This window comes from Nocardia sp. NPDC004718, from assembly GCF_053601535.1.
Map to the genome: position 1 here is coordinate 14,932 of NZ_JBSGCA010000022.1, position 24,198 is coordinate 39,129.

Here is a 24,198-nt window from a genome sequence, read left to right on the forward strand (position 1 = left end):
TCCTCACCTCCGCAGCCGGGGATCCAGGACCAGATACAGCAGGTCCACCACGAGATTGATCACGACGAACAACAGCGCGGCGAGCAGGACGACCGCGTTCACCACGGAGAAGTCCTTGGTCATCACCGCGGAGACGGTCATCTTCCCGATACCGGGCCGCGCGAACAGGGTTTCGGTGAGCATGGCGCCGGTGAGCAGGACGCCGAGCATCCAGCCCGTCATGGTGACCGTCGACAGCGAGCCGTGCCGCAGCACATGCCGCAGCCGCACCGCGGGTTCGGTCAGCCCGCGCGCCCGCAGGGTCAGTACGAACGGCTGCTCGAGCGACCGGTCGAGCGTCTCGCGCAGCACCTGCCCCAGCTCGCCCGCCATCGGGATGGCCAGGCACAGCACCGGCAGCACGAGGCTCGCCATGCCGCCACCGCCCGCGGGCGGGAACAGGTGCAGCTGGAACGAGAACAGCGTCAACAGGATCAGTCCGATCCAGAACGCGGGCAACGACACCGCGAGCAGTTCCGAACCGGATACCGCCGCGCGCACGAATCTGCCGCGCCCAGCGGTCGACAGCGCCGCGGGCACCGCGATCACCAGGGCCACCAAGATGGCTCCTGCCGCCAGTTGCACGGTGGGCCACAGCTGGCTCTGCAGCGCGGTGCGCACATCCTCGCTCAGTTGATAGGAGTGACCCAGATTCCCGGTCAGCGGCCGCAGCACCGTGTGCAGGTACTGCCGCCACAGCGGCTCGTCCAAGCCGAGATCCGCGGCGATCTGCGCGCGCACTTGCGGCGAAGCGCTGGTCTGCGCGCCCAGCAAAGTGTCCACCGGGTCCCCTGGCGTCAGCCGCAGGGCGAAGAACGTCACCGTCTGCGCCCCGAGCAGCACCAGCACCCCGGTCCACACCCGGTGCGCGATGATGCGAAATAGTCTGTGCCTCATCTGGACTCCACCCAGGTGTCGTAGAACTTGCTCCAGCCGTTTGCATCCAAGGCGAAGTCGTGTACCCGCGACGCGGCGGCATAGTTGCTGTTGTAGACGTACACCGGCAGCCCATAGGCCTGATCCAGGATCAGTTGCTGCGCCTGCTGATAGAAGCCGTAGCGCCGCGCCGGATCGGTGCCCGCCCGGCCCTGCGCCAGCAGTGCGTCGACTCCGGCGTCGTGCACCTGCCCGGTGTTCGAACCGCCTTTGCGGGCATCGCGATCGGACTGGTACAGCGTGGCCAGCACGTCCGGATCGGACCGGCCCCAGCTGCCGCCGGTCATCTCGTAATCGTTGCGCTTGAGCAGATTGGTGTAGGTGCCGTAATCGACCGGCTCCAACCGCAATTCGATGCCGACCTTCTTCAGTTCCTGCTGCACCGCCTGGGCCACCACGTCCCGGGACTCGCGAATCAGATTCGACGCGTACGGCAGCCCTATGCTGAAGCGGCGCCCGTCGCGGGTACGGTAGCCCTGCGCGTCGCGCCCGGTGTAGCCGAGTTCGTCGAGCAACCGGTTCGCGGTGGCGACGTCGTAGCCGGCGCGCCCCTCCGCGGCGCGGTCGTAGCCGGGCGTGGTGGGCGAGAGCGGTGCGTAGGCCCGCGGGTATTCGCCGAAGTAGACGCTCTTCACGATGCCGTCGAGGTCGACGGCCGCGCCCACCGCCCGCCGGGCCCGGATATCGGAGAACGGCTCCTTGGAGACATTGAAGAAGTAGGTGTACGGCACGCCGGGCGAATTCCGGTTGACGAGCTGGAAATCCCCGTCCCGGCGCAGATCCGCGATCTCCGTCGGCGGAGTGTCGGAGATGACGTCGACCTGGCCGCCGCGCAGTGATCCGGTGCGCACGGCGTCCTCGGTCAGGACGCGCACGGTGAGCCGTTCCAGATAGGCCGGTCCGGTGTGCCGCGCGTTCGCCGGGGGCCAGCGGTACTCGTCGTTGCGGACGAAATCCATGCCCTGCCCGCGGCGGACCTCGACCTCACGGAAGGGACCCGAGCCAACCGCGAACCGGCCCCCCGCGCACAGGTCGTCGGGGTGCTCGGCGAGCACCGCGGGTGAATAGAAGCCGAGATACGCCGTGCTCGCCGCCTGCAAGAACGGGACATTCGGCGATTTGAACCGGACGCGCACCGTGTATTCGTCGAGGACGTCCGTCCCCGCGTAAGGGCCCAGCAAACTGGCCGCATACTGAGATTTCGTTTTAGGCGAGACAATATGCTCGAAGTTCGCCTGCACCGCGGCGGCGTCGAACGGCCGACCGTCGAAGAATCGCACGTCCCGGCGCAGCGTGAAAGTGTATTCCCGGCTGTCGTCGGAGATCTGCCAGGCGGTCGCGAGCCACGGCGCGAAGGTGCCGTCGGTTTTCTGTGCGACCAGCGAGTCGAATACATTTCGCTGCAATTCACCGACGATATCGCCTGCGCTGACATGCGGGTCGATGCATGTCGCCTCGCGATGCACACCATAGGTCAGCGTGCCGCCGGGCCGTGGCGGTCCGGCGTCCCGGACTGGACCGGATCCGCCGGTCGAGCAGGCGGTGCACGCGACGGCGAGCGCCGCGAGCACAGCCGCCGACCGGGCCATCGGCAGATTCCATTTTCGCATCACACATTCTTTCCGACGGATGGGGTAGCACAGAAATACGGTGCAAGGAGTGAACCCCCGCGTATGGCGCCCGCCCATATTTTCCGACGCGGTGGATTCAAAGCATTGACATTGCTTCACATCCTGTGATGCACGGATTTTTGTCAAGCAAAAGCCCTGCACCGCAATGCCTTCCCCGCCGCCGGTCCAGGTCGCGACCAGTCCCCGGTCCAGTCGAATATCGATAGGAACCGGGCCTGGGACGTGAATTCAATAGAGACCACAGCCGGAAGACCGGAACTTGCTTTCGAAACAGACTGGATTTCATCTCCATTCGACCGTTTTCATTCCGCCGGCCCGATCAGGAGGCCCACTAGATGGCTGTGTATGTGGCGCAGACGCGCGACGACATCACCGATACGCAACTGCAGGACATCCTCACCCGGCTCCGCCAGGTTCCGGCGAAGGCGACCACCCGCCGCACCCGCACGGGATTCTTGATCGTCACGTGGGCCGAAACCGGCCCGCTGCTCGAGGCCGAGCTCGCCCGCAGCGAGCATCTGGTGCGGGTTCTGCCCGAGAGCAGCTCTTTCCCGCTCGCCGCCCGCGAGTACCGTCCGGAGGGTTCGGTCGTGCGGGTCGGCGCGGTACCGGTCGGCGACGGCCGCCCGGTGATCATCGCCGGTCCGTGCTCGGCCGAGACGCCGGAGGTGCTGCTCGAGACCGCGCGGGCGGTCCGGGCCGCAGGCGCGGACATGTTGCGGGTCGGCGTGTTCAAACCTCGCACATCGCCCTACAGCTTCCATGGTCTGGGCCCGGACGGACTGGCGATGCTGCGGGACGCGCGCGCGGAGACCGGTCTGCCGGTCGTCACCGAGATCCTCGACGTGCGCGACATCGACCGCGTCGCCGATGCCGCCGACCTCTTACAGGTCGGGGCGCGCAACATGCAGAACTTCACCCTGCTCACCGAGCTTGCCCTGACGGGCAGGCCGGTTCTGCTCAAACGCGGGCTGTCGGCGACCGTGCACGAATGGCTCAATGCCGCGGAGTACCTGCTCGCACACGGCAACGACCACGTCATTCTCTGCGAGCGCGGCATCAGGACCTTCGAGCGCGCGACGCGCAACACCCTCGACCTCAACGCGGTTCCGGTGGTCAAACACCTGTCGCACCTGCCGATCCTGGTCGACCCGAGTCACGGCACCGGCGCCACGCGCTATGTGCCGCCGATGTCCGCGGCCGCCCTCGCGGCGGGCGCCGACGGGGTGATCGTCGAAGTGCACCCGCGCCCCGCCCAGGCGCTCTCCGACGGCGACCAGTCCCTCGATCTGCCCGAATTCGCCCAACTGGCAACGGATTTACGGGCACTCGGCGAGGCACTCGGACGCGGCGGGGTCGCTGCCGAACCCGAGCTGGTGGAGCTGGCATGACGACGACCGGCACCGACCTATTCCTGGACGGCACCGCGTTACGCGTGGCCGAGGTCGCAGCGGTGGCACGCCGGGCCGTGCCGGTGAACCTCGGCATTGCCCCTGCCGCGCTGACGGCCATGCACGAATCCGTGCTGTTGAAACGCGAACTGATCGACACCGGCATCCCGATCTACGGCGTCACCACCGGGTTCGGCGACAGCGTCAATCGGCAGATCTCCCCGGCGAAGGCCGCCGACCTGCAACGCAATCTGATCATCTACCACCTCAACGGGGTCGGCCCGGTGACGGCGCCGGACGTGACCCGGGCGACCCTGCTGATCCGCGCCAACTGCCTCACCCGCGGCCCGTCCGCGATCCGCCCCGAAGTGGTCTCGACCCTGCTGCGGCACCTCGACGCCGATATCTTGCCGCTGATCCCCGAGCGCGGATCCCTCGGCGCGAGTGGGGATCTCGTCCCGCTGTGCTATGTCGCCGCGGCGCTGCTCGGGGAAGGCGAGGTGCGATATCGGGGCGAGGTGCGCCCCACCGCGGAGGCGCTGCGTGCCGAGGGCATCGAACCGGTGGTGCTGGAGCCGAAGGAGGGCCTGGCACTGATCAACGGCACCGCCTTCACCTCGGCTTTCGCGGCGCTCGCGGTCGCCGACGCCGCCGAGCTGGCCTACGCCGCCGACGTCGCGACCGCCATGACCTGTGAGGCCCTGCTGGGCAACGGCTCCCACTTCCATCCCTTCGTGCACGCCAACAAGCCGCATCCCGGACAGGGCGCCAGCGCCGAGTTGATCCGCGGTCTGCTCGACGGATCCGGCCTCACCACCAGCTACGAGGAGATCCTCGTGCGCCGGTCGGGGCTGGAGGGCCGGGGCTTCCGCACCCTCGAACATCGCATCCAGGACAAGTACTCGGTGCGCTGCGCGCCGCACGTCAACGGCGTGCTGCGCGACAGCCTGGAGTGGGTGGGGCGCTGGATCGACACCGAGATCAACTCCTCGACCGACAATCCGCTGTTCGCCTGGGAGACGGGCGAATTGCATCACGGCGGCAATTTCTACGCCGGACATGTCGGGCAGGCGATGGATTCGCTGAAGGTCGCCGTCGCCAGCCTCGCCGACCTGCTCGACCGGCAGCTGGAACTGGTGGTGGACGAGAAATTCAACGCCGGGCTCACGCCGAACCTGATCGCCCCCCGCGACGCGGAGGACTACGAGTCCGGGTTGCACCACGGCTTCAAGGGCATGCAGATCGCCGCCTCGGCGGTCACCGCGGAGGCGCTCAAGCACAGCGGCCCGGCGACGGCGTTCTCCCGCTCCACCGAGTCGCACAACCAGGACAAGGTCAGTATGGGCACGATCGCGGCCCGCGACGCCCGCACCATCATCGAGCTGACCCGGCAGGTCACCGCGATCCACCTGCTGGCGCTGGCCCAGGCCGTGGAGATCCGCGGCGTGCACCGCGCCGCCCCCGCGATCCGCCGCGTCCACGAGCTGATCCGCGGCCACGTGCCCTTCACCGACCGCGATCGGCGGATGGACCACGACATCCACCAGGTCGAACGGCTCATCGCCGACGGCTCGGTGCGCGCCGCCGCCGACGTCGCCGACCCCCTCTTCCCCACCGATCGCTAGGAGAGACCGATGCTGTTGTTACGCGACGACGATACGCGTGCGAAGAATCAGCGACTACTGGCCGAGCACACCGCGCTGGTCCGGTCGGTATACGCGGGCACCGCCGACCTGGATCGGGTGCACGCGGCGAAACTGCTGGAGACCGTGCGCGCCGCGGGTCGTTCGAAGATGTACGAGGATTCCGTCCCGGCCGGGCTGCTCGAGGAGCTGGACACCGGCGCGCCCATACCGACCGAGCGCGTGCTGACCGAGATCCTGCCGTCGCTGCCGTTCCTGGGCAAGAAGGAACTGGGCCGCTTCGGGCAGTCCGCCTTCACCCGTCCGCTGGACGAGTTCCTGCACTACTACGAATCCTCGGGCACCACGGGCGACCCCGCGGCCGCGCCGAAGGCGCTGGACGATCTGCTGATCAACACCGTGAACATCGGCGAGATGTGGGCGCGGCTGCTGCAGCCCAAGGACATCGCGCTGATCCTGATCAACGCCCCCTTCGCCCCTGCTGCCTACCAGTTCGAGAAGGCGCTGGAGTATCTGCAGGTGATGTCGCTGCGCCCCTGGGTGGACAACATCACCGGCGACTACACCCGGGTGCTGCGGCTGGTCGATCAGCTGGGAGTCAACGTCTTCATCGGGCCGCCGTCGCGGCTGCTCGAGATGGTGCAATTCGCTCATCGCGCCGAACTGCCCGCGCCGAAATTCGACCGTCTGCTGCTGATGGCCGAGCAGACCGGCCCCAGCTTCCGCCGTCACCTGGAGAGGCTGACCGGAGCGACGTCGTTCGTCTCCTCCTACGGCTCTTCGGAGACCGGCACCCCTGCCGTCACCTGCGAGCGCGGACAGCTGCATCTGCAACCACAGAGTTTCCTGCTCGAGCTGGTCGACGAGACCGGCATCCGGCGGGTGGACGGCCGATCCGACCGCGGCGAGCTGGTGATCACCACTCTCGACCTGCCCGCTCGCCCGCTGCTGCGCTACCGCACCGGCGACTTGGTGGATATCGACGGCACCCCGTGCGGATGCGGTCTGCATACCGCCGTCCTGCGCACCCAGGGCCGGTCCCAGGACCTGATCGTGCTGGACCGCAGCGGAATTCGTCAGAACGACCTGGAACAGGCGGTCTGGGAGGAGCCGTTGCCCGACGCGACGGTGTTCAACTACATGGTCGTGGTGCGCGGGCGGCAGATCGTCTTCTTGGTCACCTACGACGGCGATCCGGCGGGTCCGTGGACGGCGGTGCTCACCGACCGGCTGCGCGCCCTGTTCGGCGGCCTCGAGGTGACCGTACGACCGGTGGAGAAGCTGCCGCCGCTCGCGTCGCTGGGCCAGTACCTGGGCTGGAAGCTGTCGCGCGTGCTGGATCTCGACGAAGAGCAGAACTGGGCCCGCCTACCCGCGCCGATCGACGCGGTGGTGCGCCAGACCCTGTCGGAACTATCGCCCAACTCCTGAGGAGGCTGTCGATGTCCGGAATCACCGGCTGGCTGGATCGGCAGCGCGATCTGCGCGAGCACGAGGCCGCCGTTCGCGTCATGTCCGATGCACTCACCCACCGCGGACCCGACCACGGCGGGGCCTGGATCGACCGGCACGTGGCCCTCGGCCACCGCGCGGCGACGGTGGCCGACACGCGACCCGGCGGGCAACCGGCGGTCGTCGCCGACGCGGGCCGCCCACTTGCGGTGCTCACGCTGTCGGGCGAGATCTACAACACCGGCGAACTGCGCGCCGAATTGACCGGGCGCGGCCACGTCTTCGCAGGCGACACCGACGAGGACGCCGAGGTCGTGGCGCATGCCTACCTCGAATGGGGCGGCGATGCGGTCCGGCGGCTCAACGGCGCCTTCGCGTTCGCGGTATGGGATGTGCGCCGGTCCGAATTGTTCTTGGCGCGGGACCGATTGGGTATCGAGCCGCTGTATTACGCCGAGCACCCGAGCGGGCTGCTCTTCGGTTCGGAGCCGAAGGCCCTGCTGGCCAACGACCTGTTCGTACCCGAGGTGGACGCGCACGGGCTGATCGACATCTTCACCGTCGCGATGCGGCGACCCGGCGACGCGGTGTACCGCGGCCTGCGCGAGGTCCGCCCCGGCTGGACCGTGCGCGTCGATCACAACGGCCTGCACCACACCCGGTACTGGCGACTGGAATCCGCGCCGCACCCCGACGATCTGCCCACCACCGTGCACACACTCGACGCGCTGCTGACCGACATCATCGGACGCCAGATCCGCACGGGCGCACCGGCCGGATTGCTCTCGGGCGGGCTGGATTCCAGCGTCATCACCGCGCTCGCCGCGCGTTCGGTCACCGCGGCCACGGGCGCGAAACTGTCCACCTACTCGGTGGACTTCGCGGGTAGCGACGACGATTTCACTCCCGACGCACTGCATTCGAGCCGGGACGCGCCGTTCGTGCGCGCGGTGGTCGACCACGTCGGCACAGATCACACCGAGGTGATCCTGGACGCACCCGCGCTGCTGGACGAGATGACCGAAACTCTGCGCGCTCGCGATATCCCCGGCGTCGGCGACCTGGACGTTTCGCTGTACCTGCTGTTCCGCGAGGTCCGCAAGTACGCCTCCGTGGTGTTGTCCGGCGAGGGCGCCGACGACATCTTCGGCGGCTATCCGTGGTTCGTGGCCGAGGCCGCGAATCCCACGGGTGGCTTCCCATGGGGCGCGGGCAACACCGACCGCAACGGCATGCTCTCGGCCGAACTGCGTGAGCACCTCGATCTGGACGCGGCCGTCGCCGAGCGGCACGACGAGGCGGTCGCCGAGGTGTCGCGGCTGGACGGCGAGGACGCGGCGGCACAACGCGTTCGAGAGGTGTTCCACCTCGAGATCACCCGCTTCCTGCCGTTCCTGCTGGACCGCAAGGACCGGATGAGCGCGCGCACCGGTCTGCTGGTCCGGCTGCCCTTCTGCGACCACCGGCTCGTCGAGTACCTGTGGAATCTGCCCTGGGACCTGAAGCGGCACGGCGGACAGGAAAAGGGCATCCTGCGCACCGTCGCCGAGCCGTGGCTGCCGCCGCAGGTCGCCAAGCGCCCCAAGAGCGGCTTTCCGTTCGGTCAGAGCCCCGAATATCTCGCGGCGGTCCGCGCGGCGACCCGCGAGATGCTGGCGGACCCGTCGTCGCCTGCCCTGGCGCTGCTGAACACGACCGCGCTGCGCAAGTTGGCCGACAGCGATCGCTGGCACAACGGCACCTTCACCCCACCGCCGTGGCTGCCGCGCGCGCTGCAGTTGAACACCTGGCTGCGCGAATACCGCGTCGCCGTGCGGCTGTGACGCCGTGCGGTCCACCCCTCAGGAATACCGAGGTTCCCTCATGACAGTCGGAATTCTGGACGTCGATTACCACGTCCCGCCCACCGAGGTGTCCAACGACACGATCAGCGCGTGGGCGGACACCACACCGGAATGGATCGTCGATCGCACGGGCATCCGGACCCGGCGTTACGCCCACACCACCGATCCCACCTCGACGCTCGCCGTTGCGGCGGCCCGCAGACTGCTGGACCGGCACCAGGCGGATCCGTCCGCGATCATCGTCGCGACTTCGACGCCGGACCATCCCCTGCCCGCCACCGCGGCGATCGTGCAGGGAATATTGGGCTTCCGGGACATCCCGGCCTTCGACGTGAACGCGGTCTGCACCGGCTTCCTCTACGCGCTGCGGCTGGCATCGGCACTGGTCCATGACGATCCGCGGCGGCGGCCGGTGCTGGTGATCGCGGCCGACAAGTACTCGACGATCATGGACCGGAGCGACCGCAGAACCGTCGCCCTCTTCGGCGACGGCGCCGCGGCGGCCCTCGTCGGGCCGGTGCCCGATGGCTCGGGTCTGCTCGCCCAGCAGTTGGTGACGCACGGCGCGCTGCACGACACCGTGAAGGTTCCCGCGGGCGGTTCGCGGCAGCCGATCGACGCGCGGGCGCTGGAACAGGGCGACCAGTATTTCAAGATGAATGGCCGCGGCGCACGGGATTACGCGCTCAACACGCTCCCCGCCCTGGTCGACGACGTGCTGCGGGAAGCGGATCTCGGCGTCGGCGACATCGATCGTTTCGTCTTCCATCAGGCGAATCTGCGCCTGGTGGAAGAGCTCGCCATCAAGATCGGCGCGGATCCCGACCGCGTCCCGGTCACCGTCGACCGGTTCGGCAACACCGGGGCCGCGTCGGTTCCGGTGACGCTGGCCCACTCGCATCGTGAGCGGCCGATCGCGCACGGCGAGAACATCCTGCTCGCCGGCGTCGGGGGCGGGCTGACCGGCGGCGCCGCGGTGCTGCGCTGGCACCGGACGGGTGGGAGCGACGGGTGAACGATCGTCTGAGTGGGAAACGAGCGGTCGTCACCGGGGGCACGCGCGGGCTCGGCCGGGCCATCGCCGACGCCTTCGCGGCCGAGGGCGCGCACGTCGTGTGCGCGGGACGCACGGATCCGGCGGGCCACCCGGACTGGCCGCGCGAATTCACCTACCTGCCGGTGGATGTCACCGACGCCGACTCGGTCGAAGAGATGATGAGCCGGGCCGCCGACACCCTGGGCGGGATCGATATCGTCGTCGCCAACGCGGGGGTCAGCATCGACGGTCGCGTGCATCGCACGACCGCCGCGGACTGGGCCACGACCATGGCGGTGAACGTCAACGGCGTCTTCCACACGACTCGGTCGGCGATACCGCATCTGGAGAAGACCGGGGGGACGATCATCAACGTCTCCTCGAGCATGGCCACCCGCGTCGCGGTGGGGGCGGCCGCCTACTGCGCGTCCAAGGCCGCGGTGGAGATGTTCACGAAAGTGTCCGCCGCGGAACTGGGCTCGCGCAACATCACGGTCAACTGCCTCGCCCCCGGAATTCTGGACGGCGGCATCGCCGACGAACTCGCCCAGAACCCGAAGGCGTGGGAGCTGTACCGGGACCGTCTGATCGCCAAGCGGGTCGGCCGCGTCGCCGAGGCCGCGGCGGGGGCGGTCTTCCTCGCGAGCGGCGACTCCTCGTACGTCAACGGCCACGTCCTGGAGGTCAACGGCGGGCTGCTGTGGGCGTGAGGGTCCGCGGCCGGGTAGAGCCGGGGTACGAGACCGTCGCGGAGGCCTTCGCGGAATATCTCGCCGGGACGCAGGGCGGCGCCGCGTTCTCCGCGACGGTCGACGGCGTCGCGGTGGTCGACCTCTGGGGCGGCAACCGCGACGACGGCGACCGGCCGTGGGAAGCCGATACGCTGCAGATCCTGTTCTCCGGCAGCAAGGTACTGGTCGCCGTGTGCCTGCTGCTGCTGCTCGAACGGGGGAAGCTGCGGCTCGACGCGCCGATCGCCGCGTATTGGCCGGAGTTCGCGGCCGCCGGGAAGGGGGACGTCACCGTCGCCGAACTCGTCTCCCACCGCGCCCGCCTGCCTGGCGTGCGCACGCCCTTCCCGAGCGATCCAGCGCCGGACGGCGCCCTGGCCGCGAAGCTGCTGGCCGAGCAACCGCGAGAGGACGACCCGGCGCTCGAACTCGCTTATCACGGAATCACTTTCGGCTGGTTGTGCGGTGAATTGATACGCCGCGTCGACGGCCGCACCGTGGGCGTGCTCTTCCACGAGGAATTCGCCGCGCCGCTGGGCCTGGACATCTGGCTGGGACTGCCCGCGGATCTCGAACCGCGCGTCGGGCAGGTGCGCTACGGGCCGGGGTGGCGCGGCCGCGCCCCGGCACCGGCGGGATCGGCGCGGTTGAACCTCGCGGATTCCGTCTGGGCGAATCCACTCATTTTCCCGGAGCACGACATTCCGTGGAACCGCCCCGCCTGGCACCGGGTGGAGATCCCCTCCTCCAACGCGATCGGCACCGCACGCTCCATGGCTCGGCTGTTCGGGGCGTTGCTCAGCGGCGAGACGCCGCTGTCACCGACCACGTTGGCCCTGGGCACCACACCGCTGTCCGGTGGCTTCGACGCGGTGTTCAGGCGGCCCATGCGTTACGGCGTGGGCCTGCAGCTGCAGACCGAACTCGGTCACCTCGGCCCGCATCCGGCCGCGTTCGGGCACGACGGCTCCGGGGGCGGTGTGCACGCGGCGTGGCCGTCGCACGCCGCATCGATCTCTTTCGTGCCCAACGAGTTACACCGGTCGCGTGGGCTGTATGCCCCGGTAGGACGGATTCTCACCGCCCTGCACCGCGTCCTCGGCTCATAGCGAGTCGAGGACGCGGAACCGGTTGAGCGCGGGCAGGTGCAGTTCGCGTTTCTGCGAATCCTCCACGCCCAGCCCCTCGGCAGGCGCCAGCCCCAACACCGCGACCTTGCCTTGATGCAGGTTGTCGTGCACCTCGTAGACCCCTTGGGCGGCCTCGGCGAGGGGATAGGTCTTCGAGACCGTGGGGTGGATCAATCCCTTGGCGATGAGCCGGTTCGCCTCCCACGCCTCGCGGTAGTTCGCGAAATGCGAGCCGATGATGCGCTTGAGATTCATCCAGAGATAGCGGTTGTCGAATTCGTGCACATAGCCGCTCGTCGACGCGCACGTGACCACGACCCCGCCCTTACGGGCGACCAGCACCGAGGTGCCGAACGTTTCCCGTCCGGGATGTTCGAAGACTATGTCGACGTCCTCGCCGCCGGTCAGTTCGCGGATCCGTTTTCCGAATCTCTTCGATTCGCCTTGGTCCTGGACGCCGTCGCGCCAGAACCGATACCCCTCGGCCGACCGGTCGATGACCGCCCGCGCACCCATCGCCCGGCACAGCTCGGCCTTCTCGGACGAGGACACCACGCACACCGGGAAGCCGCCGCCGGCCAGAACCAGTTGGGTCGCGTAGGAGCCGAGGCCGCCGGCCGCGCCCCAGATGAGCACGTTGTCGCCCGCTTTCATATCGGCGCCGTTGCGCGACAACAGCTGTCGGTACGCGGTGGAGTTCACCAAACCCGGCGAGGCCGCCTCCTCCCAGGTCAGATGCCGTGGCTTGGGCATCAGCTGATTGGCGCGCACCAGCGCGAGTTCGGCGAGACCGCCGAAATTGGTCTCGTATCCCCAGATGCGCTGGGCCGGATCCAGCATGGTGTCGTTGTGCCCGTCCGGCCCCTCCAGTTCGACGTGCAGGCAGTGCGCGACGACCCGATCCCCCGGCCGCCAGGCGGTGACCCCGGCGCCCGTGCGCAGCACGACACCCGCCAGATCGGAACCGATGACGTGGTAGGGCAGATCGTGCCGGGCGGCGAGATCCGAAGTGCGCCCGTACCGTTGGAGGAAGGCAAAGGTGGGGACCGGTTCGAAGATCGCGCTCCACACCGTGTTGTAGTTGATCGATGAGGCCATGACCGCCACCAGCGCCTCGCCCGGGCCGACCTCGGGGACCGGGACCTCGTCGAGATGGACCGACTTGCGCGGATCACGCTCGGCCGGGTGCAGCCCCTCGAACATGCCGATTTCGTCGCGGTGCAAGGTGATCGCCCGATAGCTCTGCGGCACAGGCAGGTTCGCGAAATCCGCTGCGGTGGCGTCCTCCGCGAGAATGGCGTCGAGCAGTCCGTTCATCGTTCCCTCGTTGACACCTCGAAATACCTTGTGCCACTATAACATGAATTCGAAATCTGTCGAAACGTCGAACTATGGAAGCAGAGGCGTGATGCGGCTCAACCTGACGGCCGATGAAGTGCTCACCACCACCCGCTCGGTCCGCAGACGGCTGGATTTCACGCGCCCGGTGGAACGCGAGGTCATCGAGGAGTGCCTGACCATCGCCACCCAGGCGCCCACCGGGCAGAACCGGCAGCGGTGGGCCTTCGTCGTGGTGACCGATCCACAGCAGCGGGCCGCGCTGGCGGATCTGTACCGCAAAGGCCGCAACATGCCGACCGAATACGTGCCGCGCGACGGCGTGGACTGGCGCGACGATCCGGTGCGCACCCAGCGCATGTACGCCACGGGACCGCATCTGTACGAGCATCTGCACGAGGTGCCGGTGATGCTGATCCCGTGCGTGCACGTGGTGCGCCGCCCCGATCCGGGCGTCGTCGACATGGCCAACAGCTACGGGTCGATCCTGCCCGCCACCTGGAGCTTCATGCTGGCGGCGAGGGAGCGCGGCCTCGGCACCGTCTGGACCACCCTGCATCTGCAGTACGAATACGAGGCCGCCCAGGTTCTCGGGATCCCGTACGAATCGGTGCTGCAGACCGCGCTCATCCCCGTCGCGTACACGATCGGCACGTCGTTCCGCCCGGGCGTGCGCACCGATCTGGACAATGTCGTCCATTGGAACAAGTGGTAGCGGGGCTCAGTAGAGCGCGAAAATTCTTGCGGGACCGCCGGTTCCGCCCCGGTGCTTCGAGGCCCCGACCACAAGCGTCGCGCCGGCGTCGGGCACGTCCGGCAGGCCGTTGAGCGCCTCGAGTCCGTAGCGGCCCGACGGCAGGAACGTCCGATGGACCGGGATCGCGCGGTCGCTCCCCCGGTCCAGGCCCGTGGAGTCCACACCGATGCCGACGACCTCCCGCTGATGGATCAGGAAGTCGGCGGCCTCGGCGCTGAAGCCGGGCCACCGATAGGTGTCGGTCCGCTCGTCGTGATTCAGGAACGCGCCCGGGATCGGCACCCGCTGGGCCCAGCCGGATTCCATGACGACGACCGCGCCCTGCGGCAGCGGGCCGTGTGCGCGCTCCCAGTCCCGGATGTCGCGCACCGTCACGGCCGCCGTGGCGTCGCGGTCGGCGCGCTCCGCGATGCGGATGACCGCGAGCGGCGCGACCAGGTTCTCCGCCGGGATGGCGTCGACCGAGAGCCCCGCGTCGTCGAAGTGCAGCGGCGCGTCGATATGGGTGCCCACATGTTCGTAGATATCGAGCCGCCCGGCGTTGTACTGGTTGTCGGCCATGCAGGCCACCCGCCCGAACTCGGGCCGCTTGCTGACCAGCTCCCACACCGGGAAGTCCGGGGTCAGCGTATGCGTCAGATCCACCACCCTGCCGAAACCCCGCTCGCGGACGAGTTTCCCACCGGCCCCGGCAACGTCCCCACCCGAAACCTCCGACGAGTCCCCACCATCGATCAGCTGTGGCGCACACACAGGTCTTCCTCCTTCACACCGTCGTCGCTGCCAGTCTGATCCCGTCTCCTCTCGCTGTCTTCGGTCTCCGGCCCGAACGCGCGGCTCGACCAGAGACCAGGCCCGGCACTCCCCCCGGGCGCCGCAGCGCGCCGACGTGTCGCGATTCGGCCATGCGCACCGATGTGGAGCGCTAACAGCTGTCGCTGGTCGAGGACGGCGAATGGTTCTTCGATACCGAGCTGCTGGTGCCGGCCGAACGAGCCGGTCTGCGTATCCACGAGGTCTCCGTCGCCTGGGTCGACGACCCGGACTCGCCGGTCGACATCATCGACACCGCCCCGCAAGGGCCTGCTGGACGTGTGGCGGGTCGGCAAGGGACTGGCCACCGGCACCCGCCGATCGAGGACTGCGCCGATCCATCGGACGCGAACCACTGGTGGACGGTGTGCCGCTGGGCATCGTCGGCCAGCTGGTAGACGCGCGTCCGGGCGGAGACGCCACCGACGCCGGGAGCTGCCAGACAACGAAAACGGCTCCGGAACGATTGTTCCGGAGCCGTTTCCCTAGTAGCGGGGACAGGATTTGAACCTGCGACCTCTGGGTTATGAGCCCAGCGAGCTACCGAGCTGCTCCACCCCGCGTCGGTGAACACAACATTACACATGGGTTCGCAGAGTCTGCAAATCGCCAGCTCAGAGGCGGTTTCGACGAGGTGAACAGACCGCACGACAGGAACATCCGCCCGCCACCGAACTCGGGAACCATCCCGCAGCAATCACGACGCCGCACATTTCCGCACCGCGCCCTGAAGATTCACCACCGAAAACCCACTTCAAACGTGATCTACTTCACCATATCGGGGTGATCTCACTCACATAACGATGTGATAACTTCGCATGGAATCCGCGTGTTGACGACGTTTCCCACCTGGTAAAACTCGCATATTCGAGTTATTCGAATCATGCAATTCCGGCGTTATCAAGATGTGATCTGCTGAGAATTCTTCGTTACCGTCACTCCACGGCCCGGATCATCCGAGACGGGCTAGAACTCGAACCGCCGAACACCGGTGACCCTGTCCCGCGGCTCGAGGATCCCCGACGACCTGGGGACAGGGACACGGCAGAAAGCACGATCGTCGTGCCGGCGGGCGCAGGGAGGGAAACGACCATGACTGAGAACCGGAAGATCAGCACCCGCGCCATCGGCTTCGCCGCCATCACCGGCGCTCTTGTTGCCGTCCCGTTCGCATTCTCCACCGCTTCCGCCTCCGCGGCCACCCACGACTGGGACGGCGTCGCGCAGTGCGAGAGCGGTGGCAACTGGGGGATCAACACCGGAAACGGCTACTACGGTGGCCTGCAGTTCTCGCAGAGCACCTGGGCCGCCAACGGCGGCAAGGGCTCGGCCCACACCGCCAGCAAGGCGGAGCAGATTCGCGTGGCGGAGAACGTGCTCGCCACCCAGGGCCCCGGCGCGTGGCCGGTGTGCGGCCGGTACCTGCGCCAGGGCACCTCCGAGCCCGAGACGCTGGCCCCGGCGGAGGAACTTCCCGCCGTGCCCGAGCCCGCTCAGCCCACCGTGAGCGCCGCGCAGTCCGCGGCGGAGAAGGCCAAGTCCGCCGCGGACGAGCTGGCCGAGCAGTACGGCCTGAAGGGACAGTTCGAGCAGATCTTGAGCCAGAACAGCGCGCTGATCGACTCCCTCGGTCGCTGACACCACCCGCGCCGAAAGAAAGACGCCGCCATCGCGATGATGGCGGCGTCTTTCTTCGTGCCGGTCCTATCCGGCGGCACTACTCAGCGACCGGCGTCCTGATACGCCTTGACCGCGGCGTCCAGCTCGTCCAGCGCACGGCCGAAGTCCTGGAAGTTCCCGCTGCGCATGGCGTTACGCACGTTCTCGATCTTGCGGTTGAGTTCGGCCGCCGCGGCGTCCTTGGCGGCGGACGAGCCCGTCGCCGGTGGCGGAACCGACGCGGGCGGCGGAGCCGAGGCGTTACCGGTCCCGTTGTTGCCCTGCTCGGCGGGGACCGGAGTGGTGCCCGGCTTGGGCCTGGTGCCCGAGTCACCCCCGAACGGGGTGGCCAGCGCGCCCGCACCGGGGATCACTTGGTTCAGCGCGTCCGCCAAGGTCGAGGCGTAGCCCACCTTGACGTTGCCCGCCTCGTCGCGATAGCTCACCAGCACCCGCAGCAGCTGCGGGAAGGTCGCCGTGTTCGGCCCGGTGTTGCGTTCGTTGTAGAACGGCTCCACATAGAGGATGCCGCCGTCCGCGACCGGCAAGGTCAGCAGATTGCCATATTTGATCTTGTTGGAATTGGACAGCAGCGTTTTCTCGCGGGACACCTCCGGCGAGGTCGTCATCCGGTTCTGCGTCTGCTGCGGACCCAATGTCTGTGTGTCCGTTGGCAATCGAAGAATCGTGAATTTCCCGTAGCCGTCCGGGTCGGAACGCACCGAGATATAGGCCGCGAGATAAGGCCGGTTGTAGCCGGTCATCGCACTGGTCAAATTGAACGTCGGCTTGTTCGTTTTCGGGTCGCCCAGCAGCACGTAATACGGCGGCTGGTTGGCGGTGGTCCCGCCCTCGGTGGTCGGGTCGGCGGGAACCGACCAGAAAGCGTTGTTGGTGAAGAATTCTCGGGGATCGTCCACGTGATACTTCGACAGCATCTCGCGCTGCACCTTGAACAGATCCTCCGGGTAGCGGAAGTGCGCCCGCAGTTCCGGCGAGATCTCGCTCTCCGGCTTCACCGCGCCCGGGAACACCCCGCGCCACGCCTTCAGCACCGGGTCCGAGGAGTCCACCTCGTAGAGCGTGACGCTGCCGTCGTACGCGTCGACGGTCGCCTTCACCGAGTTGCGGATGTAGCTGACCGCCTTACGCGGCAGCAGCCGCCCGGTCTTCTTGTCGATGCTGTCCTCCAGCGCGCCCTCCAGCGAGGTGGTCTGCGCGTACGGGTAGTTGTCCAGCGTGGTGTAGGCGTCCACGATCCAGACGATCCGTCCGCCGACCACCGCGGGGTAGGCGTTGCCGTCGGTGGTCAGCCAGGGCGCGACCTTCTGCACCCGCTCGCGCGGGCTGCGGTTGAAGATGATCTTCGAGTCGTCGCCGATGGCCGAGGAGAACAGGATGTTGCGCTCGGCGTACTTGGCCGCGAAGGCGAGGCGGTTGAACCAGTTGCCGATCGGCACGCCGCCCTTGCCGGTGTAGGTGTATTGGGCGGTATCGGAGTCGTATTCGCGCGGACGCTGGCCGTCCATCGCGCCGACGATCGCGTAGTCCGGGTTCGCCTGCGAGATCAGCTCGCCGAAGTAGACGCGCGGCTGGTCCACCTTGATCCGCTGCTTGTCCGCCGGCGTGAACAGATCGCTCACCATGAAGATCGGATAACCGCCGTCGCCACTGCCCCCCGCGGCGTTCGGATCGTCCGACGGTGGCTTGTTCACCCGGTTGGCCGGGGCGGCGACGAAGCCGTTGCCGTGGGTGTACACGGTGTGGCGGTTGATCCAGTCGGTCTGGTTGCCGCTCAGCGCCGCGGGCGAGAGTTCCCTGGCGGCGACGATGTAGTCCTGGACGTCACCGTCGAGGTTGTAGCGGTCGATGTCCAGCGACTCCGGGAAGCCGTAGAAGTTCTTCAGCTGGCGCAGCTGCGTGAAGGTGGGCGAGAGGATGTTCGGGTCGAGCAGCCTGGCGTTGCCGATGGTCGCGGCGTCGACCGGCACCTCGAGCGGGCTCTTGCTGCTCTCGCCTTTGTAGTCCTTGTAATCGATCCTGTCGTCGGTGATGCCGAACGCCTGCCTGGTGGCGGCGATGTTGCGTTCGATGTACTCGCTCTCCTTGTCCGCGGCGTTCGGACGCACCGAGAACTGTTCGACCACCAGCGGCCACACCGCGCCGACCAGGATCGAGGACAGCACCAGCAGCGCGGCGGCCATCGCGGGCACCCGCAGATCGCGCAGCACGATGCCCGCGAAGAAGGCCAGCGCGCAGATCACCGCGATGGACAGCAGGATCAGCTTGGCGGGCAGCACCGCGTTGATGTCGGTGTACGAACCACCGGTGAAGGTGGGTTCCTTGCGGCTGCTGGAAAGCAGTTCGTAGCGGTCGAACCAGTAGGCGATCGCCTTGAGCAGGACGAAGATCCCGGCCAGCAGGGCGAGCTGGATGCGCGCGGGGCGGGTGAGCGTGCCCTCGCGGCCGGTCAGCCGCAGGCCGCCGAAGACGTAGTGGGTGACCAGGCTGGCGAAGAACGCGATCACCACCGCGACGAACAGCCAGTTCAGCACCATCCGGTAGAAGGGCAGGTCGAAGGCGTAGAAGCCGACATCGAGGCCGAACTCCGGATCCTTCTCGCCGAACGATCCGCCGTTGAGGAACAGCTGCACCGTCACCCAGTTCGACTGCGCCACCAGACCCGACAGCAGGCCGAGCAGCACCGGGATGCCGACGCCGAACAGCCGCAGCCTGCTCATCACGGTGGTGCGGTAGCGCGCGATCGGATCGTTCGGGCCCGCCACCGGCACGAACACCGGCCTGGTGCGGTAGGCCAGCAGCAGCGCCAGCCAGACCACCAAGCCGACGAAGGCCGCCACGACGAGGAACAGCAGCACCCTGGTCCGCAGCACGGTGAGATACACGTTGCGGAAGCCGACCTCGCCGAACCACAGCCAATTCGTGTAGGTGTCCGTCAACCGCGGCCCGAGCAGCAGTAACGCCGCTAGGACGATGGCCGCCACCAGCAGCACACGGCTGCGTCGGGACAGCGAAGGTAAGCCGGTGGGGGGCCGCATGCCCACGATGCCACTCTCCAAGGTCCGGCGACGCTCGCACCGATACGCTCGGCCGATGCGCCGCAGTCCGATCTTGCGGGTGGTCCTTCCGGACCGTCTCGGCCCACTCTACGGAAATCGGACACCATGCAGCTTGCAGGGTTGCGCTTGCCGCGCCGGGGAATCGATCGCCCGGGGTTTCCGGCTGTCGGCGCCCGCGGTTTGATTGGATGTTCGCGTGACCCCAGACCTGCACGCCGAACTCGTCCTTGCCCGATCCGTCCGGGAGGTGGCGGAATTCGTCGATGCCGAGGGGTGGGGCCGTCCCCCGCAGATGTTCGCCCTGGTGCCGACCGCGGAGCTGGTCGCGGCGCAGCCGGAACTGGAGGATCAGCTCGACGAGGGCGACGAGCTGACGCCGGTCGCCCAGGAGGCTTTCCCGGACGACATCACCGGCGGCTCGATCGCCCTGGACGAATTCCTGGCCACCACCAGCTGGCCCCCCGCCGTCCGCGGTTGCGTGCTGGTGCAGGAGATCGTGGTGCTCCCGCCCGACGCCGAATCGACGCTCGACGACGCGCTCGCCCCGCTGCTGGCCGACCACGATGCCGCCGACGCGGCCGCGCGCGCCGCCGCCGAGGCGCACCCGGAGCGCCGGGAGGCCCGGTTGTTCGCCGCGGTGCTGCGCGAAGGCGCGTCGCTGTGCCTGTTGCAGCTGCGCCCCGAGGACGACGCGGACGATTTCGGCGACCTCGACCTGCGCACCTACCCCAATCTGGCGCCGAACCTCATCGAAGCTCTGCATCACACGCTGGAGTGAGCGCTGACGCTCCGGTGCGGCACTGCGCGGCCGATCGCGGTTCAACGGCCGGGCGCGCGACGTTCTTCGGCCGGGATCACCAGCGGCTGTACGGTCCGGGCGAGTCGCGCAGCTTCCGTTGCGGGTTGTCGACCGGCCGAACGATCCGGCTCATCCGCAGCCGACCGGTTCCTTGCCGGTGTTGATCTCGTTGAGCGACTGCACCGCGCCGGTGAGGTTCTCCACGCGCACCAGCCGCAGGCCGTCGGGAGTGCGCTGTTTGGCCTCGTCGCAGTTGGCGGCGGGAACCATAAAGGTCTCCGCGCCCGCGTCCCGCGCGGCCATCATCTTGTACTGGATGCCGCCGATCGGCCCCACCTTGCCGTCCTGATCGATGGTTCCGGTGCCCGCGACGAACTTGCCGCCGTCCAGTTCGCCGGGGGTGAGCTTGTCGATCAGGGCCAGGCTGAACATCAGGCCCGCCGAGGGGCCTCCGATGTCGGCGAGATTGAACGCGACCTCCAGCGGCGGCCGGGCGCCCTCGCCCGGCGTCACGCCGAGGTAGCCCTTGGCCGGGTCGCCGGGGCGGGCGCCGAGCACGATCGACGCGGTCTGCTCGGCGTTGTCGCGCCGGAACACAACGGTGAGCGTGCTGCCGGGCGCCTGGGACGAGACCGCGGTCACGACATCCTTGGGTGTCGTCATAGGCGTGCCGTTGATGCTGATCAGCTCGTCACCAGCACGCAGCGCGTCGTGGGCGGGCCCGTCGTCGGACACCTTGCGCAGCAGCACGACCGTGGGCAGGTTCAGGTAGTGCAGGGCGGCGACCTCGGCGTTGCCCTCCGAGTCCTTGAAGTCCTCCTGGTTGGACTTGTCGATCTCCTCGCGCGACACGCCGGGCGGGTAGACCTCCGAGCGCGGCACCAGGCCGTGCTTGCCGCTGGCCCAGAAGCCGAACGCCTCGAAGATGCTCAGCCCGTCGCGCACCGACACCGTGGTCATGTTGAGATGGCCCGTGGTCGGATCGACCTCGGTGCCCCGCACATCGACGACGTCCTTGCCATCCACCGTGCCGAGGGTGTTGAAGGTGGGGCCGGGCCCGAGTGCGACGAACGGCACAGTCAGCACGCTGCCGACGACACCGAGCACGAGCACCGGGATCAGGGCGGCCACCAGGGTGAGGATCCGACGATTCACCTGGACCACAGTAATGACAGCCCGCGGCGTGAGTGGGCGGAGGCGGTCATTTCGCCCGGGCGCGCCGCCTCCGGTTTCGCGCCGCGCGAACACAGGGACGCTGTGCTACACGCGTAACGTGAAGAGCATGAACGACCTCCCCTTCGGATTCTCGAACCGCGACGACGACGATCGCGAGCGCGGTGACGAGCCGAGCGGTCCCGGCCCGAACGACCCGTTCGGTTTCGGTATCGGTGGGTCCGGCGCGGGCGGATTCGACCCGGCGCAACTCGGCCAGATGCTGACCTCGCTCGGCCAGATGCTCAGCGGCATGGGACAAGCGGGCTCGGCGCAGGCCGGGCCGGTGAACTACGACGTCGCCAAGCGGCTGGCCCGCCAGCAGCTCGGCCCGACCGTCGCCCCGGTGAGCTCGGGCGCCGCGAGCGCGGTGACCGACGCCGCGCGCCTCGCCGAACTCTGGCTCGACGGCGCGACCACCCTGCCCGCGGGCGCCGCCAAGACGGTCGCGTGGACCGCCAACGACTGGATCGAGCAGACCCTGCCCACCTGGCAGCGGCTGTGCGATCCGGTCGCCGAGCAGATTTCGGGCATGTGGACCGCGGCGCTGCCGGAAGAGGCCAGGCAGTTCGCCGCGCCGATGGTCGGCATGCTGGGACAGATGGGCGGCCTGGCCTTCGGATCGCAGCTCGGCCAAGCGCTCGGCCAGCTCGCCAAAGAGGTACTGACCTCCACCGACATCGGCCTTCCGCTCGGCCCCACCGGCACCGCGGCGCTGCTGCCCGCGGCGATCTCGGAGTTCAGTGCCGGACTCGAGCAGCCGGAAAGTGAGATCCTGGTGTTCCTCGCCGCGCGGGAAGCCGCCCACCAGCGGCTGTTCGCGCACGTGCCGTGGCTGCGCCAGCAGGTACTCGGCGCGGTCGAGGACTACGCGCGCGGCATCCGGATGGACTTCTCCGCGATGGAGCAGGCCGCGCAGAACATCGACCCGATGTCGCTGACCGACCCGTCGAAGCTCGAGGAGATCCTGGCCCAGGGCACGTTCGAGCCGCAGACCACGCCCGAGCAGAAGCAGGCGCTGGAACGGCTGGAAACGCTGCTGGCGCTCATCGAGGGCTGGGTGCAGGTGGTCGTCGCCGACGCCGTGGGCGACCGCTTGCCCGGCGCGGGCGCGCTGGCCGAGACGCTGCGCAGGCGGCGCGCCACCGGCGGTCCCGCGGAGCAGACCTTCGCCACGCTGGTCGGCCTGGAATTGCGGCCGCGCAAGCTGCGCGAGGCGGCGGCGCTGTGGCGCAGGCTCACCACCGACGCGGGCATGACCGCCCGCGACCGCGTGTGGGCGCACCCCGACCTACTGCCGGACTCCGACGATCTGGACTCCCCCGCAGGCTTCATCGACTCGGTCATCGGCGGCGGCGCCACCGTGTTCGACGATCCGCTCGCGCAACTGGCCGAAACCGAGGCTCGTGAGCGAGCAGCACGCGAGCAAAAGGACGACGACACCGGGCCCGACCTGGGCAAAGAGGGCGGCGAATCCTCCTGATCCAGGCTGTGGATGACGCGAAATCCTGTGGATAACCGAGGATTTCGCCACAGGTCGTACCCCACGGGGTTCGCATACTGATGACATGACAACGATGTGTCGCGGTCCTCGATTGCGTCCGCGGGTTACCGTCCTGGTCCGCCCGACCGGCGTCGTCCAACTCGGGTGCGATCCGGAAACCGCCGTGGTGCTCGATCCGGAAGGCATGGACGCCGAGACCGTCGTCACCTTCCTCCGCCTGCTCGACGGTCTGCGCACCAAGCCGCAGATCATCTGGCGCGCCGGAGAATGCGGTATCGATGCCGAACGCGCCGTGGCATTGCTCACGCTGGTCGACGAAGCAGGACTGCTGGACCACCCGGAGGACCGGGCCGGTCACGTGCGAACAGTGCGAGTACACGGCCTCGGGCCGCTGTCGGACGCGGTGTCGGCCGGCTTGCGGGCGCTCGGTATGCGGCCGAGCCGTTCCCGGGACTACCCCACCGGTACGGCGACGGTACGGTCCTGGGGAGCGGACCTCGTGGTGCTCGCCGACACGCTGATGCCCGACCCCCGGCTGGTGAGTGATCTAGTGCTGCACCAGATCCCGCATCTTTCACTGCGCATCCGCGACAGCAAGGGCGTCATCGGTCCCTTGGTGTTGCCCGGCGTCACCAGCTGCCTGCGCTGCGCGGACCTGATCCGCGCACAGAACGACACCGACTGGCCACACCTCGCTGCCCAACTACTCGGCCGCATCGGCCACGCCTCCCCCGCCGGAATCGCCGCCACCACGGCACTAGCCCTCGCCGAACTCGAAACGATCATCGACTGCTCACCCCGCCGAACCCCCGCCACCTTGAACGCCACGCTGGAACTGGACCTGGACTCCCACACCCTCGATCGCCGCCGATGGGACCGCCATCCCGACTGCGGGTGCGTGCACCTTTCCGCAGCGCACGGCGTCGGAATACAGCCGTGATGCCTCCGGCCCAGGAACTCGTCCGGCGACCGCGAGCACGAACCGCATCGGTCTGTACCACCGACGGCGACGTCGGTAACGGACTCCGCCCCCTCGGCGTGGCGGGCGCGTGCGGGACAAGATCATTTTCGCCGCGCTCGACTGCGGCCGGATACCTCACTGAAGCTGATCTGCCTGGATGAGCCCCGCCGGCCCGAACGCGACTCCCGAACTGAATTTGGATTCATACCTCGATCGGCGCGGACGCGACCGGTACACCGGAT

General features: G+C 68.3%; 18 protein-coding genes, 1 tRNA gene and 1 pseudogene. 13 read left to right on the forward strand and 7 right to left on the reverse strand.

Features of this window, described 5'->3' with window-relative positions; translation table 11 throughout:
• Positions 1 to 3: 3 nt before the first annotated feature.
• Positions 4 to 936, reverse strand: a complete 933-nt coding sequence (locus ACWEH3_RS18250) for an ABC transporter permease (protein ID WP_450018325.1) — start codon at positions 934 to 936, stop codon at positions 4 to 6.
• Positions 933 to 2,585, reverse strand: coding sequence for an ABC transporter substrate-binding protein (locus ACWEH3_RS18255; protein WP_450018327.1), 1,653 nt, complete (start codon positions 2,583 to 2,585; stop codon positions 933 to 935). The genes ACWEH3_RS18250 and ACWEH3_RS18255 overlap by 4 nt, the downstream gene beginning before the upstream one ends.
• Positions 2,586 to 2,941: 356 nt before the next feature.
• Between ACWEH3_RS18255 and aroF the strand changes: the two genes are divergently transcribed.
• Genes aroF through ACWEH3_RS18290 form a run of 7 tightly spaced genes read left to right on the forward strand, consistent with a single transcriptional unit; the run spans position 2,942 to position 11,812 of the window.
• Entirely contained in the window at positions 2,942 to 3,997 is a 1,056-nt protein-coding gene (aroF, locus tag ACWEH3_RS18260; RefSeq protein ID WP_379253137.1) for a 3-deoxy-7-phosphoheptulonate synthase, read from the forward strand.
• Entirely contained in the window at positions 3,994 to 5,622 is a 1,629-nt protein-coding gene (locus ACWEH3_RS18265; protein WP_450018330.1) for an HAL/PAL/TAL family ammonia-lyase, read from the forward strand. The genes aroF and ACWEH3_RS18265 overlap by 4 nt, the downstream gene beginning before the upstream one ends.
• Before the next feature lie 9 nt (positions 5,623 to 5,631).
• Positions 5,632 to 7,071, forward strand: coding sequence for a phenylacetate--CoA ligase family protein (locus tag ACWEH3_RS18270; protein ID WP_450018332.1), 1,440 nt, complete (start codon positions 5,632 to 5,634; stop codon positions 7,069 to 7,071).
• A gap of 11 nt (positions 7,072 to 7,082) precedes the next feature.
• Positions 7,083 to 8,915 (forward strand): asparagine synthase (glutamine-hydrolyzing), encoded by a 1,833-nt coding sequence (gene asnB / locus ACWEH3_RS18275; RefSeq protein WP_450018334.1) that lies wholly within the window; start codon positions 7,083 to 7,085, stop codon positions 8,913 to 8,915.
• A gap of 40 nt (positions 8,916 to 8,955) precedes the next feature.
• Positions 8,956 to 9,951: a 3-oxoacyl-ACP synthase III family protein gene (locus ACWEH3_RS18280; protein WP_450018336.1), complete on the forward strand. Its 996-nt coding sequence runs from the start codon at positions 8,956 to 8,958 to the stop codon at positions 9,949 to 9,951.
• Positions 9,948 to 10,682: an SDR family NAD(P)-dependent oxidoreductase gene (locus ACWEH3_RS18285; protein WP_450018338.1), complete on the forward strand. Its 735-nt coding sequence runs from the start codon at positions 9,948 to 9,950 to the stop codon at positions 10,680 to 10,682. The genes ACWEH3_RS18280 and ACWEH3_RS18285 overlap by 4 nt, the downstream gene beginning before the upstream one ends.
• Positions 10,673 to 11,812, forward strand: coding sequence for a serine hydrolase domain-containing protein (locus ACWEH3_RS18290; RefSeq protein ID WP_450018340.1), 1,140 nt, complete (start codon positions 10,673 to 10,675; stop codon positions 11,810 to 11,812). The genes ACWEH3_RS18285 and ACWEH3_RS18290 overlap by 10 nt, the downstream gene beginning before the upstream one ends.
• On the opposite strand, the gene ccrA is transcribed toward ACWEH3_RS18290, so the two are convergent.
• Positions 11,807 to 13,150 carry a crotonyl-CoA carboxylase/reductase gene (gene ccrA / locus ACWEH3_RS18295; RefSeq protein ID WP_450018342.1) on the reverse strand — a complete coding sequence of 448 codons (1,344 nt, stop codon included), beginning with the start codon at positions 13,148 to 13,150 and terminating at the stop codon, positions 11,807 to 11,809. The two genes, ACWEH3_RS18290 and ccrA, sit on opposite strands and share 6 nt — an antisense overlap.
• An 88-nt stretch (positions 13,151 to 13,238) precedes the next feature.
• Between ccrA and ACWEH3_RS18300 the strand changes: the two genes are divergently transcribed.
• A complete protein-coding gene (locus ACWEH3_RS18300) occupies positions 13,239 to 13,886 on the forward strand; it encodes a nitroreductase family protein (protein WP_379253376.1) in 648 nt (215 codons plus the stop codon).
• 6 nt (positions 13,887 to 13,892) lie between these two features.
• Here ACWEH3_RS18300 and ACWEH3_RS18305 read toward each other — a convergent pair whose 3' ends face one another.
• Positions 13,893 to 14,681, reverse strand: coding sequence for a cyclase family protein (locus ACWEH3_RS18305; RefSeq protein ID WP_450018345.1), 789 nt, complete (start codon positions 14,679 to 14,681; stop codon positions 13,893 to 13,895).
• A 119-nt stretch (positions 14,682 to 14,800) separates the two neighbouring features.
• On the opposite strand from ACWEH3_RS18305, the pseudogene ACWEH3_RS18310 reads away from it, so the two are divergent.
• Positions 14,801 to 15,138: pseudogene (locus tag ACWEH3_RS18310) on the forward strand (glycosyltransferase family 2 protein); the annotation flags it as partial.
• Between the two features lie 92 nt (positions 15,139 to 15,230).
• On the opposite strand, the gene ACWEH3_RS18315 reads toward ACWEH3_RS18310, so the two are convergent.
• A tRNA-Met gene (locus tag ACWEH3_RS18315) sits at positions 15,231 to 15,304 on the reverse strand.
• 529 nt (positions 15,305 to 15,833) lie between these two features.
• Between ACWEH3_RS18315 and ACWEH3_RS18320 the strand changes: the two genes are divergently transcribed.
• Positions 15,834 to 16,379 carry a transglycosylase family protein gene (locus tag ACWEH3_RS18320; RefSeq protein WP_450018347.1) on the forward strand — a complete coding sequence of 182 codons (546 nt, stop codon included), beginning with the start codon at positions 15,834 to 15,836 and terminating at the stop codon, positions 16,377 to 16,379.
• Between the two features lie 83 nt (positions 16,380 to 16,462).
• Here the strand turns inward: ACWEH3_RS18320 and ACWEH3_RS18325 are convergent, their stop codons facing one another.
• Complete coding sequence (locus ACWEH3_RS18325) at positions 16,463 to 19,465, reverse strand: UPF0182 family protein (protein WP_450018349.1); 3,003 nt, start codon at positions 19,463 to 19,465, stop codon at positions 16,463 to 16,465.
• Between the two features lie 211 nt (positions 19,466 to 19,676).
• On the opposite strand from ACWEH3_RS18325, the gene ACWEH3_RS18330 reads away from it, so the two are divergent.
• Positions 19,677 to 20,258, forward strand: coding sequence for a PPA1309 family protein (locus tag ACWEH3_RS18330; protein WP_450018351.1), 582 nt, complete (start codon positions 19,677 to 19,679; stop codon positions 20,256 to 20,258).
• A gap of 150 nt (positions 20,259 to 20,408) precedes the next feature.
• Here ACWEH3_RS18330 and ACWEH3_RS18335 read toward each other — a convergent pair whose 3' ends face one another.
• Positions 20,409 to 21,434 carry a YlbL family protein gene (locus tag ACWEH3_RS18335; RefSeq protein WP_450018353.1) on the reverse strand — a complete coding sequence of 342 codons (1,026 nt, stop codon included), beginning with the start codon at positions 21,432 to 21,434 and terminating at the stop codon, positions 20,409 to 20,411.
• 127 nt (positions 21,435 to 21,561) lie between these two features.
• Between ACWEH3_RS18335 and ACWEH3_RS18340 the strand changes: the two genes are divergently transcribed.
• Both ACWEH3_RS18340 and ACWEH3_RS18345 read left to right on the forward strand, forming a co-directional pair.
• Positions 21,562 to 22,974 (forward strand): zinc-dependent metalloprotease, encoded by a 1,413-nt coding sequence (locus tag ACWEH3_RS18340; RefSeq protein ID WP_450018355.1) that lies wholly within the window; start codon positions 21,562 to 21,564, stop codon positions 22,972 to 22,974.
• 85 nt (positions 22,975 to 23,059) lie between these two features.
• On the forward strand, positions 23,060 to 23,935 hold the full coding sequence (locus tag ACWEH3_RS18345; RefSeq protein ID WP_450018357.1) for a hypothetical protein: 876 nt from the start codon (positions 23,060 to 23,062) through the stop codon (positions 23,933 to 23,935).
• The last annotated feature ends 263 nt before the right edge of the window (positions 23,936 to 24,198 follow it).